The 14,339-nt window shown below is 30.9% G+C and carries 12 protein-coding genes and 1 pseudogene; all 13 read left to right on the forward strand.

All coding sequences use genetic code 11. The features are described 5' to 3' along the window. The first annotated feature begins 274 nt into the window (after positions 1–274). Positions 275–1,039 (forward strand): polysaccharide deacetylase family protein, encoded by a 765-nt coding sequence (locus tag VN21_RS09095; RefSeq protein ID WP_046822976.1) that lies wholly within the window; start codon positions 275–277, stop codon positions 1,037–1,039. A 135-nt stretch (positions 1,040–1,174) separates the two neighbouring features. Then, positions 1,175–2,944, forward strand: a complete 1,770-nt coding sequence (gene prdR / locus VN21_RS09100; RefSeq protein ID WP_046822977.1) for a sigma-54 dependent transcriptional regulator PrdR — start codon at positions 1,175–1,177, stop codon at positions 2,942–2,944. Positions 2,945–3,278: 334 nt separating this feature from the next. Beyond that, on the forward strand, positions 3,279–4,565 hold the full coding sequence (gene prdC, locus VN21_RS09105; RefSeq protein ID WP_200898157.1) for a proline reductase-associated electron transfer protein PrdC: 1,287 nt from the start codon (positions 3,279–3,281) through the stop codon (positions 4,563–4,565). An 18-nt stretch (positions 4,566–4,583) separates the two neighbouring features. Continuing rightward, complete coding sequence (gene prdA / locus VN21_RS09110; protein ID WP_046822979.1) at positions 4,584–6,473, forward strand: D-proline reductase (dithiol) proprotein PrdA; 1,890 nt, start codon at positions 4,584–4,586, stop codon at positions 6,471–6,473. Positions 6,474–6,510: 37 nt separating this feature from the next. Continuing rightward, positions 6,511–6,780, forward strand: coding sequence for a CBO2463/CBO2479 domain-containing protein (locus VN21_RS09115; RefSeq protein WP_046822980.1), 270 nt, complete (start codon positions 6,511–6,513; stop codon positions 6,778–6,780). A 16-nt stretch (positions 6,781–6,796) separates the two neighbouring features. After that, positions 6,797–7,522 (forward strand): D-proline reductase (dithiol) protein PrdB, encoded by a 726-nt coding sequence (gene prdB, locus VN21_RS18240; RefSeq protein ID WP_084822057.1) that lies wholly within the window; start codon positions 6,797–6,799, stop codon positions 7,520–7,522. A gap of 58 nt (positions 7,523–7,580) precedes the next feature. Further along, positions 7,581–8,825 (forward strand): annotated as a pseudogene (prdD, locus tag VN21_RS19090) (proline reductase cluster protein PrdD). A 19-nt stretch (positions 8,826–8,844) separates the two neighbouring features. After that, positions 8,845–9,852 carry a proline racemase gene (locus VN21_RS09140; RefSeq protein ID WP_046822985.1) on the forward strand — a complete coding sequence of 336 codons (1,008 nt, stop codon included), beginning with the start codon at positions 8,845–8,847 and terminating at the stop codon, positions 9,850–9,852. Between the two features lie 114 nt (positions 9,853–9,966). Continuing rightward, positions 9,967–10,839, forward strand: coding sequence for a sulfite exporter TauE/SafE family protein (locus tag VN21_RS09145; protein ID WP_046822986.1), 873 nt, complete (start codon positions 9,967–9,969; stop codon positions 10,837–10,839). A gap of 180 nt (positions 10,840–11,019) precedes the next feature. Then, a complete protein-coding gene (locus tag VN21_RS09150) occupies positions 11,020–11,655 on the forward strand; it encodes a single-stranded DNA-binding protein (RefSeq protein ID WP_046822987.1) in 636 nt (211 codons plus the stop codon). Positions 11,656–11,794: 139 nt separating this feature from the next. Then, positions 11,795–12,358 carry a class I SAM-dependent methyltransferase gene (locus VN21_RS09155; RefSeq protein WP_021434101.1) on the forward strand — a complete coding sequence of 188 codons (564 nt, stop codon included), beginning with the start codon at positions 11,795–11,797 and terminating at the stop codon, positions 12,356–12,358. Positions 12,359–12,404: 46 nt separating this feature from the next. Continuing rightward, on the forward strand, positions 12,405–12,554 hold the full coding sequence (locus tag VN21_RS18855; RefSeq protein WP_167335606.1) for a hypothetical protein: 150 nt from the start codon (positions 12,405–12,407) through the stop codon (positions 12,552–12,554). Beyond that, positions 12,547–14,322, forward strand: a complete 1,776-nt coding sequence (locus VN21_RS09160) for a sigma-54 interaction domain-containing protein (RefSeq protein WP_332840860.1) — start codon at positions 12,547–12,549, stop codon at positions 14,320–14,322. Before VN21_RS18855 ends, VN21_RS09160 begins: the two co-directional genes overlap by 8 nt. Positions 14,323–14,339 lie beyond the last annotated feature (17 nt).

Here is a 14,339-nt window from a genome sequence, read left to right on the forward strand (position 1 = left end):
TATTTATGTTTATTTTTTTATCTTTTCTAATTCCTTCTTGAATTCCATGAGCTTCTCTTAAAAAATGTGTACTGTTTAGTTTAACACTTTTGATTTCATTATTTTCAGCTTTTCCTTTTAAAATTCCAAACTCACTTCTTAGATTAGTCATAAATACACCACCTTTTTTTAGATTACAATTAACTTTCCCAATTAATAAAATTAATTTAGTAGTAATTTTTTGAAAAAAATAAAAATAAACTTGTACTAGAGTATTTATAATTGGAGGGATGATATGAATAAGAAAATAACTGAGATTAAATCGTTGATATCTAGTTTCTTGTTTTTTGCTTTTACGCTTACAATTGTATTTGGGGTAGTGTATAGCGTAAGGTACATAGGGGAAAATATGTCAAATGAAAAAATGCCAATAAGTAAAGTGGAAACTGATGATAGAAAAATATCTTTAACTTTTGATATAGCATCTGGATCATCTAATATAGAAACTATATTGGATACTTTAGATAAATATAATGTAAAAGCGTCATTTTTTCTAGTTGGAAATTGGGTAGACGAAAATGAAAAAATAGTAAAAGAAATTAGTGAGCGTGGACACGATATAGGAAATCATTCAAATTCACACCCTAATATGAAAGAAATAAGTGAGTCTGATTTAAAAAATGAATTAACTGAAACATCATCTAAAATAGAATCTATAACAGGAGAAAAGACAACTATGTATAGACCTCCTTTTGGAGAATTTGATAACAAGAGTTTAAAGGTTTGCGAAGAATTGGGATACACTGTAGTTAGTTGGGATATAGATTCATTTGACTGGAAGGAAATAGGGCCTAATTTTGTCACAGAGAAAGTTTTAAAAGGAGTTCAACCAGGATCTATAGTTTTATTTCATGGGAATATAAATAATAGTGAACAATACTTAGAAAAAACAATATCAAAACTAAAAGAAAAATATGAAATAGTTCCACTATCTAAGTTAATGTATAATGAAGGTTATGAAGTTGATTCAAATGGAATACAAAAATTAAGAAGTAATTAGATAAAAGTTATAGGCATAAGCCTATAACTTTTATACTATATAAATATTTTACAAACCTTTAAATAGTAAGTATTTTATGTAGAAGGGATATAGTATAATAGTACTTATAAAAATTTTCATTCTAAGGAGGTTATAATGTTTTCTGTACCAGAAACTAAAATAGTAAAAGATGTTATGGGAAAGAACTTTGTTCTAGTGGATGAAAATATAACACTAGGACAAGCTATTGATTTTATTGTAAGTAGAAACGAAAGAGAAATCATGGTTGATAATGGAGACGGTGGGATAAAAGGTATAGTATCACTGACTGACATATGCAAAATCTCTCTAAAATTAAAAAATTACAAAGCTGAATTAGTCAAAAACGTAATGACTAAAAATTTAATAAGTATAGATAAAAATGCAAAGCTAGATGAATGTAGAAATATAATGATGAGAAACAACATAGGGGTATTACCTGTATTAGAAAATGAAAAGCTAATAGGCGTTGTAAATCAAAAACATATAAGAGATTTTTTGTATATGGAGTTAGAAGATTATGGAATAACTGTTAAGCATATAATAGGCGAAATAAAAGAAGGAATATGTGCTATAAATACAGATGGAAAAGTTGTTCTTTGGAATAAATTTATGGAAAATAGATATGGAATAAAGTCAGAAGAGATTGTTGGAAAATCCATGGAGAAGTATCTTAGTGGAACTATATCAGCTAGAGTTTTAAGAACTAAAACAAGAGAAAGTGGTATATACAAAAATAATGATAATGAAAATGATGTTTATGGAGTAGTTGATGCAAACCCTATATTTATAAATTCGGAATTTGTAGGAGTTGTATGTACAGAAGTAGACATAACAGAGGCGCAAAAGCTTTCAAGAAAACTTGATAAAGCTAATGATAGATTAAAATACTTAGAGGATGAAGTAAAAAACTTATCAAAAGGAAGTTTTGATAATATATTAGGTAGAAGTTATAAATTAGAAAGAGCTAAGGAAGTGGCTAAAAGGGTTTCGAATACAAATAGTAGTATATTTATATTTGGAGAAAGTGGAACAGGTAAAGAAGTTTTTGCACGTGCTATACATGATTATAGTGAAAGAAAAGGGCCTTTTATACCTGTAAACTGCAGTGCCATACCATCAGAATTATTTGAAAGTGAATTTTTTGGATATGAAGCAGGGGCTTTTACTGGAGCTAATAAAAAAGGCAAAATAGGCATATTTGAATTGGCGAAGCATGGTACTGTATTTTTAGACGAGATAGCAGACTTACCATTAAGTATGCAGGCAAAGCTATTAAGAGTATTGCAAGAAAAAGAAGTAAGAAGAATAGGCGGGGAAAAAACTATAAAAATAGATGCTAGAATTATTTCTGCAACGAATAAGAACTTACAAGACTTAGTTGAAGAAGGGAAATTTAGAGAAGATTTATATTATAGATTAAATGTAGTAGAAATAGATTTACCACCGTTAAGAGAAAGAAAAGAAGATATTTTACTTTTAATTAATAAATTTATAAAAGAAATATGTGAAGAGAACGGTATGGAAGCATTAAGAATGAGTAAAGACGCGGTGAGTATATTACAAAGATATACATGGAAAGGGAATATAAGAGAATTAAAAAATACTATAGAAAATATAGTAGTACTATCTAATGGAAATACAATAGATAAAGATGATATACCTGTTTACATTATTGAGTCAGGGCAGACAATAAGTATGGATGAAGATTATCCATTAGATCTTAACAAGGCAATAAGCAAGTTAGAGATAAAAACTATAAAAAAAGCTTTGGATATGTCTAATGGAAATAAAGCTAAAGCAGCTAAAATACTTAATATACCAAGGACTACCCTTTATTATAAGATTGAACAGTACGACATAGAAGTGACGAAAAATAGACAATAGACGAAAAATTGACTATTATAACGTTTTCAATTTGAAATAGGGAAGTTAGAGAGATGTGATAAAAATAACTATAAAAAAATTGAAATGAAATCATAAAAACGTCGAAAATGTGACGTTTATTCTTAGGAAAACGTAATTTATCGTTGTAATTTGATGAAATTTGGTATAAAATATATGTAGACGTTGAAGAAAAATGTAAAAAACGTGTCGAAAAATGATATTTTATAAACAAATGCGATAAAACTTTTAAAAAAATAATTAAAATAAAATAATTGGCATGATAATTGCTAATAATAAAATGGTGTAAAATAAAAATAGTCAGGGGGTGAAATCTATGATGCTTAAAATAGAATTAAGACAACATGTAGGTGCTCCATGTAATCCTATAGTTGAGGTAGGAAGCGAAGTTAAAAAAGGACAACTTATCGCTGAACCACAAGGATTAGGTGCTAATATACATTCAAGTGTTTATGGTAAAGTTGCTGAGGTTACAGAAACTTCTATAATAATAGAAGCTAATGAAGATCAACCTGATGAGTACGTAAAAATTAAAGATACAGAAAGTAACTTAGAAGCTATAAAAGAAGCTGGAATAGTTGGTGCAGGAGGAGCTGGTTTCCCTACACATGTAAAACTTAATGTAGACCTTACTGGAGGTTGTATCATAGCAAATGCTGCAGAGTGTGAACCGGTACTTGGACACAATGTGGAGTTAATGGAAAATAATCCGGAAATGATAGTTAAAGGATTAAAATACATGCTTGATATAACTAAAGCTGATAAAGCTTATATAGCTGTTAAGCCGAAGTACAAGAAAGCTATAATGGCATTAGGAAAAGCTTGTAAGGATGAAGCAAACATAGAATTGAAATATTTACCAGATATGTACCCAGCTGGTGACGAGAGAGTTATAATAAGAGAATTATTAGGAATTACTCTTGTTCCAGGGCAACTTCCAATAGAAGCTAAAACTGTAGTTTCTAACGTTGAAACTATAAAACGTATAGTAGAAGCTATAGAAGAAAGAAAACCTTTTATAACTAAAGACATAACTGTTGGAGGAAGAGTAAAAGGTGCAGAAAATAAAGGAAAAGTATTTATGGATGTTCCTATAGGAATGCCTATAATAACATATATTGAAAAATGTGGTGGATTTATTGCACCATATGGAGAAATAGTACTTGGAGGACCTTTCACTGGAAGACATGGTGAAGAAGAAAGTCCAGTTACTAAGACTTTAGGTGGAATATTAGTATCTATGCCACTTCCACAAGAAAGCAAGAAATTAGGAATAATAGCTTGCGAGTGTGGAGCACAAGAAGATAGATTAAAACAAATTGCATCTTTAATGGGTGCTGAAGTTGTAGCAGAAGAAAAATGCAAGAGAATGACTGAGGTAAATGGTAGATTTAGATGTGATTTACCAGGTATATGCCCAGGTCAAGCAGAAAAAGTTCTTAAGTTAAAGAGTCAAGGAGCTGAAGCTGTATTAATAGGTAACTGCGAGGACTGAACAAATACAGTTATGCAAGTGGCGCCTAGGTTAGGTTTGCCTGTATACCATAGTACAGACCATGTATTAAGAGCTTCGGGACATAGATTATATAGAAGAAAAAAATAATGCTAGGAGGTATTAGAAATGTCAATAACTGTAGAAACAGCTAAAGCTCATGCTAAAGATCCAGCGGTATGCTGCTGTAGATTTGAAGCTGGGACTGTACTAGAACCATCAAATTTAGAAGATCCAGCAATATTCGCTGACTTAGAGGATTCAGGATTATTAACAATAGCAGATGATTGTTTAACAATAGAGCAAGTTTTAGGAGCTAAATTAGTTAAAACTTTAGATGCTTTAACTCCAATAACTGCTGACTGTGTAGAAGGTGTAGTAGCAGTAGCTGAAGAAGCTAAAGAAGAAGTTAAGGAAGAAGTTAAAGAAGTGGCACCAGTTGCTTCTGTAGCTCCAGTATCTCAAATAGCTCCAGTAAATGGACAAACTATAAAGATACATATAGGTGAAGGTAGAGATATAAACTTAGAAATACCTTTAAATGTAGCTCAAGGAATGGGTGTAGCACCAGTTGCTCCTGTAGCTGTAGCAGAAAAAAATGCAGAAGCTGTAGAAGTGAATGTAGCTGAGCCAGTTCAAGAAGCTAAAGCGATAAGAAGTTTAACTAAAAAACATTTTAAAATAGAAAAAGTAGTTTTCGCTGAAGAAACAAAAATAGAAGGAACTACTTTATACTTAAGAACTCCAGAAGAATTAACTAAAGAAGCTATAGACTCAGAAGAGTTAGTTATGGATATGAAGCTTGAGATAATAACTCCAGCTGAATACAATAAATATAGTGAAACTATAATGGACGTTCAACCTATAGCTGCTAAAGAAGAAGGAGAAATAGGGGAAGGTGTAACAAGAGTTATAGATGGAGTTATAATGATGGTAACTGGTACTGATGAGAAGGGAGTTCAAATAGGTGAATTCGGTTCTTCAGAAGGTGTACTAGAAACTAACATAATGTGGGGAAGACCAGGTGCTCCTGATAAAGGTGATATATTCATCAAAACTCAAGTAACAGTTAAAGAAGGTACTAACATGGAAAGACCAGGACCTTTAGCTGCTCACTGTGCATCTGATTATATAACTCAAGAAATAAGAGAAGCTTTAAAGAAAGCTGATGAATCTTTAGTAGTAGACACTGAAGAATTAACTCAATACAGAAGACCTGGTAAGAAAAAGGTTGTTGTAGTTAAAGAAATAATGGGACAAGGGGCAATGCATGATAACTTAATATTACCTGTTGAGCCAGTTGGAACATTAGGAGCTAAACCAAACGTTGACTTAGGAAACGTTCCAGTAGTATTATCTCCACTTGAAGTATTAGATGGTGGTATACATGCATTAACTTGTATAGGACCTGCATCTAAAGAAAACTCTAGACATTACTGGAGAGAGCCATTAGTAATAGAAGCTATGCATGATGAAGAAGTAGATTTAGTAGGTGTTATATTTGTAGGATCTCCACAAGTAAATGCTGAAAAATTCTATGTATCTAAGAGATTAGGTATGATGATAGAAGCTATGGGTGTTGATGGTGCTATAGTAACAACTGAAGGATTCGGAAACAACCACATAGATTTCGCTTCTCATATAGAGCAAATAGGTAAGAGAGATGTAGCTGTAGTAGGTGTAAGTTTCTCTGCTGTTCAAGGTGCTCTAGTTGTTGGTAATCAATACATGAAGCATATGATAGACAACAACAAGTCTAAACAAGGTATAGAAAATGAAGTATTATCAAACAATACATTATGCCCAGAAGATGCTGTAAGATCTTTAGCAATGTTAAAAACAGTAATGGGTGGAGAAGAAGTTAAATCTGCTGAGAGAAAATGGAATGCTAACGTTAAATTAAATAACGTTGAATTAATAGAAAAAGAAACTGGTAAGAAGTTAGAACTTGTTGAAAACGAGCAAACTTTACCAATGAGTGAAAAAAGAAAGAATATATACGAAAAAGACGCTAAATAGAAAAAGACGTTAATAGGTTATGGAAGGATGAAATGTTATGGATAGATTAAAATATATATCAACTGAAAGAATGTATGAAGGAGTTATAGTAGAGATAACTGACGGTGGAGTCACTATAGACTTAAAAGGCAGACTTGGCCAATTTAAAATACCGAAAAGAATGCTTATAACTGATCATGAACTGAAGATCGGTCTTGAGGTTGGGTTTATGTTAAGTTATCCAGAAGTACTAAGTCCGGAGCCTAATCAAAAGTATGTAGATATAATCGAAAGAAATAAAAAAAACCAAGAAGATTTAGAGAAATAGAAGGGAGAGAAAAACTATGAGCCTTACAACAATAAAAGGACTTCAATCTGAAATATTTGTTCCAATAACACCTCCTCCTGTTTGGACTCCTGTAACTAAAGAATTAAAGGATATGACTATAGCTTTAGCTACAGCGTCAGGTGTTCATTTAAAATCTGATAAGAGATTTAACTTAGCAGGTGACTTTACATTTAGAGAAATACCAGATACAGCAACTACTGATGAGATGATGGTATCTCACGGAGGATATGATAACGCTGATGTTAACAAAGATATAAACTGTATGTTCCCTATAGATAGACTACATGAATTAGCTAAAGAAGGATTTATAAAATCTGTAGCTCCAGTTCATATAGGATTCATGGGTGGTGGTGGAGACCAAACTAAATTCACTGAAGAAACTGGTCCTGAAATCGCTAAAAGATTAAAAGATGAGGGAGTAGACGGTGTAGTTCTAACAGCTGGTTGAGGTACTTGCCATAGAACTGCCGTGATCGTGCAGAGAGCAATAGAAGAAGCTGGTATACCAACTATAATAATAGCAGCTCTTCCTCCAGTAGTTAGACAAAATGGAACTCCAAGAGCAGTTGCTCCACTAGTTCCAATGGGTGCTAATGCTGGTGAACCAAATAATAAAGAAATGCAAATGCATATATTAAGAGATACTTTAGAAGAATTAATAGCTATACCATCTGCTGGTAAGATAATTCAATTACCATACGAGTATGTAGCTCAAGTATAATAGATAACACAGCCCTTCCCTAGCAATAGAGAAGGGCTTATATAAAAAGGTGATATAAATGGAAGAGAAAATACTTAGACGTTTAGTGATTAAACCATTTCATATAAATAATGTTGAATTCAATGAAAAGTTCTCAATAGAAAAAGGTACACTATTCATAAACGATGACTATATAAATGAAATTAAAAATTCGCACGAATTGATAACAGATATAAAATTAGATATAATTAAACCAGGAGATTATAACAAGGAAATTAATACTATTATGGATATAATCCCTATATCTACTAAAGTTTTAGGTAGATTAGGTGAAGGGATAACACACACTCTAACAGGTGTTTATGTTATGCTTACTGGTGTTGATGAAGATGGAAGACAAATGCATGAATTTGGATCTTCAGAAGGTATACTTTCTGAGCAAATGGTGTTTGGAAGATATGGTACTCCATCTACTAATGATTATATAATTCATTTTGATGTTACAGTTAAAGGTGGTTTACCATATGAGAGAAAACTTCCGATGATGACATTTAAGGCATGTGATACTTTTATACAAGGTATAAGAAATGTTTTAAAACAGAAAGACGGAAGAGATGCTACAGAAATTCGTGAATATTTTGACAAAATTAGACCTGACGCTAAAAAAGTGGTAATAGTAAAACAAATAGCAGGTCAGGGTGCAATGTATGACAATCAATTATTTTCTCATGAACCAAGTGGTTTAGAGGGAGGTACATCCATTATTGATATGGGAAATGTACCAATGATAATATCACCTAATGAATACAGAGATGGCGCCTTGAGAGCTATGACTTAATGAGGTGAGATAATGGGTATAGGACCATCAACTAAAGAAACATCATTACATCACTTTAGAGATCCGCTTCTTGATATAGTTAGTAATGACAAAGACATAGATCTTCTGGGGATAGTAGTAGTAGGAACACCTCAGGACAACAAAGAAAAAGAATTTGTTGGACAAAGAACAGCTGCATGGCTAGAAGCTATGAGAACTGATGGTGTCATAATTTCATGTGATGGGTGGGGAAACTCACACGTAGATTATGCTAATACTATTGAAGAAATAGGAAAAAGAGAGATCCCAGTAGTTGGACTTACATTTAATGGGACGCAAGCTAAGTTTGTAGTTACAAATAAATATATGGACACAATAGTAGATTTTAATAAATCAGACAAGGGGATAGAAACAGAAGTTGTCGGAGAGAACACTGTAAGCGAGTTAGACGCAAAAAAATCATTAGCCTTATTAAAATTAAAAATGCAAAGAAATAATAAAAAATAATAATATAGGGGGCCGTAAAATGAAATTTTCAAGAAGTATACAAGCGATAGATTCTCATACAATGGGAGAACCAACAAGAATAGTAACAGGTGGAATACCTAATATAAAAGGAAAAACTATGGCTGAGAAAAAAGCGTTTTTAGAAAATAATCTAGATCACTTAAGAACAGCTATAATGCTAGAGCCAAGAGGACATAATGATATGTTTGGTTCTATAATAACTCAACCTTGCAACGATGAAGCAGATTTCGGAATAATCTTCATGGATGGTGGAGGATACCTAAATATGTGTGGACATGGTTCAATAGGAGCTATAACAGCGGCAATTGAAACTGGTATGGTAGAAATGAAAGAACCTACAACTCATGTAGTTATGGACACTCCAGCAGGAATAGTAAGAGCAGATGCTAAAGTTGAAAACGGAAGAGTTCAAGAAGTTTCTATAGTAAACGTACCTGCATTCTTATACAAAAAAGATGTACAAATAGAGATGCCTGAAATAGGAACTGTAACTTTCGATATATCTTTCGGAGGAAGTTTCTTTGCTATAGTTAAAGCTAGTGAGTTAGGATTAAAAGTTGAGCCAAGTAATGCTCAAAAACTAACTGAAATAGGTTTAAAAATGAGAGATATAATAAACGAAACTATAGAAATACAACATCCAGAGTTATCTCATATAAAAACTGTTGACTTAGTTGAAATATATGACGATCCAACTCATCCAGAAGCTACTTATAAAAACGTAGTTATATTTGGACAAGGGCAAGTAGATAGATCTCCATGTGGAACAGGAACAAGTGCTAAGCTTGCAACTTTATACTCTAAAGGAGAATTAAAAGAAGGCGAATTATTCGTATATGAAAGTATATTAGGAACACTATTCAAAGGAAGAATAGTTGGCGTTGATAAAGTAGCTGATTATGAAGCAATAATACCTGAAATAACAGGAGCTGCATATATAACAGGATTCAATCATTTCGTAATAGATGACAATGATCCAGTAAAATATGGATTTATACTAAAGTAATAAAATAACTGTATAAATTCTAATTAAAATATGATTAAATACTACTTGTAGTATTTAATCATATTTCTATGTAAGACACTTTTTAGTAAAATCATTTAGGAGGAATTATTTGATATGTTAAATTTAGTAAGAGTATTATTAGCAGCTTTTGTTTCATTATTCGGTTTTAACTTCATCAAGGACTTATCAAAAGCTAAAGCATCTAACGGATTTGAAGATGTACCAGCATGGAAACCTTTAACAACAGGTTTTGTAACGGACTTCTTCGACACTTTAGGAATAGGTTCATTTGCGCCAACAGTAGCAATGATGAATGCTTTAAAAATTAATATACCTGATAAGTTGATACCAGGTACGCTAAATGTATGTCATACAATACCAGTTGTATTTGAAGCATTTATATTTACAACAGTTATAAAGGTTGATTCAATAACTTTAATTAGTTTATTGGGAGCAGCAGTTGTGGGATCTTATGTAGGTGCTGGAATTATATCTAAAATGGATGAAAGAAAAATCCAAATAGTTATGGGATTCGCACTAGTTGTAACAGCTATATTAATGTTATTAGCTCAATTAGGATTAATGCCTGGTGGAGGTAATGCAACAGGATTAACTGGAGCAAAACTTGTTATAGGGGTAGTAGGTAACTTTATATTAGGCGCATTAATGACTGCTGGAGTTGGACTATATTCTCCTTGTATGGCGATGGTTTATTTCTTAGGAATGTCACCAACTGTAGCATTCCCTATTATGATGGGATCTTGTGCGTTACTAATGCCAACAGCAAGTGTTAAATTTATAAAAGAAGGAACATATGCTAAGAAAACTTCTCTATTTATTACGATAGGTGGAGTTATAGGAGTATTTATAGCAGCTAACTTTGTTAGCTCAATGCCTATGGATATATTAAGATGGGTAGTAATAATTGTAATAGCATATACTTCAGTAACTATGTTAAAAAAAGCATTTACTAAGCAAATAGCTTAATAAATTCAATAAGATAAGACTATACCGTATTTTAAAATACGGTATATTTTTTATTTTTTGAAATTTAAACTTTTAATCAAATTTATTTTATTAAAGGTGTAATAAAAATGTCCATGCAGAAATATATTTATTATATAGATTTAAGATAAAATATGGTTTAACAATTGTGGGGGGAATAAAATGATAAATTTAAAAGAAGATACTAACATAGTAAATTTAAGAGGAGAACTTGAAGAGGAATTGACATTTAGCCATGAAATATTTGGGGAAAAATTCTATAGCACAAAGATAAAAATACATAGATTAAGTGATACATATGATGTTTTACCTATAACTATATCAGAAAGATTATTGGAAGAAGTAAATTTAAATGAAAATAACTTAGTTGATCTAGTTGGTCAGTTAAGATCTTATAATAAAAATATAGATAATAAAAATAAATTGGTTCTAACTGTATTTGCAAGAGAAATAAAAGTTGTTGATGGAGAAGCTAAAGATCCAAATAATATTTTCCTTGATGGATATATCTGTAAAGATCCAATATACAGAAAGACTCCACTAGGAAGAGAAATAGCAGACTTGCTAGTTGCTATAAATAGACCATATAATAAATCTGATTACATACCATCTATAGTATGGGGTAGAAACGCTAAATTTGCAAAAAATTTAAAAGTTGGAGATAGAGTTCAAATGTGGGGTAGAGTACAAAGCAGAGACTATGAAAAGAAACTTGAAAATGGAGAAATAGAGAAAAGAGTTGCATATGAAGTCTCTATATCTAAAATAAAAAAAATGGATGAAAATAATATAAATTAACATAGAAAGTCAAGGAAAACATTATTAAAAAAATAATTTTAAAATACTTCAAAATGGTTATTGAATAGTTGCTTGGGATTTATTATAATCTATTCTATGATGTAAAAAATGATAATAAATCCAAAAGAGGGGGAGCACTGTGAAAAGCGTAGTACAATGGAATTATGAAGCAAATTATTTTGCACAGGATACCGTAGAAGATATATTAAATGTAATCAAATATGAAATGGGAGAAAGAATCCTATTGGTAGGAAATATAGGTACCCTAGGCAAGAGGTTAAGGATGCTTGGAGCCAATGTAACTATACTTGAAGATAGTGCATACCAAGATATCTGCTATTCTTTAATTCACAATGAAAACTGTAGTGTTGTCAAAGGTTGTTTAGAGTTATTGCCATTTGAAGATGGATTTTTTGATAAAGTAATAGTATTAAATCAATTTAATTATACTCATAACCAAAAGAAAGCATTGAAAGAAATTTATAGAGTGTTAAAATTAAGAGGAGAGGTTGTTTTACAAGACTCTAATTTGCACAAATTTAAAGTTAAACTTAAGAAGTTTAAGCATAGAGTATGTGGAGAACGTATAAAATACTACTACCCACATGAACTTATAAAGACATTAGAACATTCAAAATTTAAAGGAATATTAGAAAATAAAGACTGTGAAAAGTATATTTATATAGGAATGAAAAATGATTAAAAAAGACTGGGGTTAAACCTAGTCTTTTCTTGTAGGAGGAAATTTTATGAAAATACATTATAATTTGATAATTATCTGCATGTTGTTTGTAATATTAGTATCAATACAGTATACTTTAAATAAAATATACAAAACTCTCAATGAAATTAAAGTACTAATGTACAAAGATAAACTAAGGGATGGGAAGTATGATTAATTTAAACTTTATAAGAAAAGATATACAAAACATAGCAGAAGCTATATCGTCTGTTTTAGAAATTGATGTAACAATAGTAGATTCGAGTTTAGTTAGAATAGCGGGTACCGGAACTTATTTTCATAAAATAGGACAACAATTAAAAGAATACTCAGCATTTAAATATTCATTAACTACTAAAAAAGAATTAATAATAGAAGATCCAAAGAGCAATGAGATATGCAATGAATGTTACACTCGTGAGGTTTGTAAAGAGTTTGCAGAGGTATGCTGCCCTATAGTATATGATGATAAGTCTTATGGTGTAATTGGGCTTATAGCTTTTACTAAAGAGCAAGCAGATGTAATTAAATTTAGAAAAGATGATTTAATGAACTTTTTGCATAAAATGGCAGACTTAATATCAAGTAAGTTAAAAGCAGAAATAAAAACTTATGAGGTAGAGTTAGAAAAGAAAAAGCTAAAAACACTGTTAGATAATATGGATAAAGCCGTTGTGTCGTTAGATAAAGATGCGAATATAGAAAAGTACAATTTGAAATTCAAAGAAATTTTTGAAGTTAAAGGTAATATAATAGGAAGTTTTATAGGCGATGTATTAAACTTTGCTAAAGACAATAATTTCAATAATATAAATAATGATAAATCTTGTAGTTTTACATATAGAGGAGCAAAGAAGGAATTTAAAGGAATCTATAATATAAAGCCGATTATTTTAAATGAAGAATTAAAAGGATATGTACTGGATTTTATAGATAAAATAGATGCTATAAAAAACTATAACAAGATAAGTAATGATCATAAGATATATTTGGAAAATATAATTGGAAGTAGTTATGCTATAAATAAATCAAAAGAAGAAGCATTGATGGCATCTAAAACTAATTCTACAGTTTTAATAACTGGAGAGAGTGGCACAGGAAAAGAACTATTTGCAAGAGCTATACATAATCATAGTTGCAGAGCAGGAAATCCTTTTATAGCTATAAACTGTGCAGCTATTCCAGATAACTTACTAGAAAGTGAATTATTCGGATATGAGGAAGGTGCATTTACAGGCGCTAAAAAAGGTGGAAGCTTAGGTAAATTTGAATTAGCTGATAAAGGTAGTATTTTTCTTGATGAAATAGGTGATATGAGCTTACACTTACAAGCAAAATTACTTAGAGTATTACAAGAAAAAGAAGTTGATAAAATAGGGGCTAAACACAATGTATCGATTGATGTAAGAATAATAGCAGCTACTAATAAAGACTTAGAGCACATGGTCAGAAAAGGCACATTTAGAGAGGATTTATACTATAGACTAAATGTTATACCTGTAGTTCTTCCAACTTTAAGACAAAGAAAAAACGATATACATTTACTGATTGAATACATGATGAAAGAATACTCTAATAAGCTAGATAAAAATGTACAAGATATAGATTTACAAGCATTAGAATATTTATGTGAATATAGCTGGCCAGGAAACATTAGAGAGTTACAAAATGTTATAGAGTATAGTGTTAATAGATGCGAAGGAAAGATTATAACATTAGATAATTTACCTAATAGAATAAAAAACGCAAATTCAAATGAAGATCAAATTATAGAGTCTAATGAAAATATAAAAACTTTAGACGAGCTTGAAAAGAAAGAAATAATAAAAGCATTAGAAAAATATAAAGATTATAAAAAAGATAAGGATTTAGCTGCAAAAGCTTTAGGTATATCTAGAGCTACTTTATATAGAAAAATAGAAAGATATAAAATAGTCTCAAAATGATACTTAATCTCATTTTG

This window comes from Paraclostridium benzoelyticum (assembly GCF_001006285.1).
GTDB lineage: Bacteria > Bacillota > Clostridia > Peptostreptococcales > Peptostreptococcaceae > Paraclostridium > Paraclostridium benzoelyticum.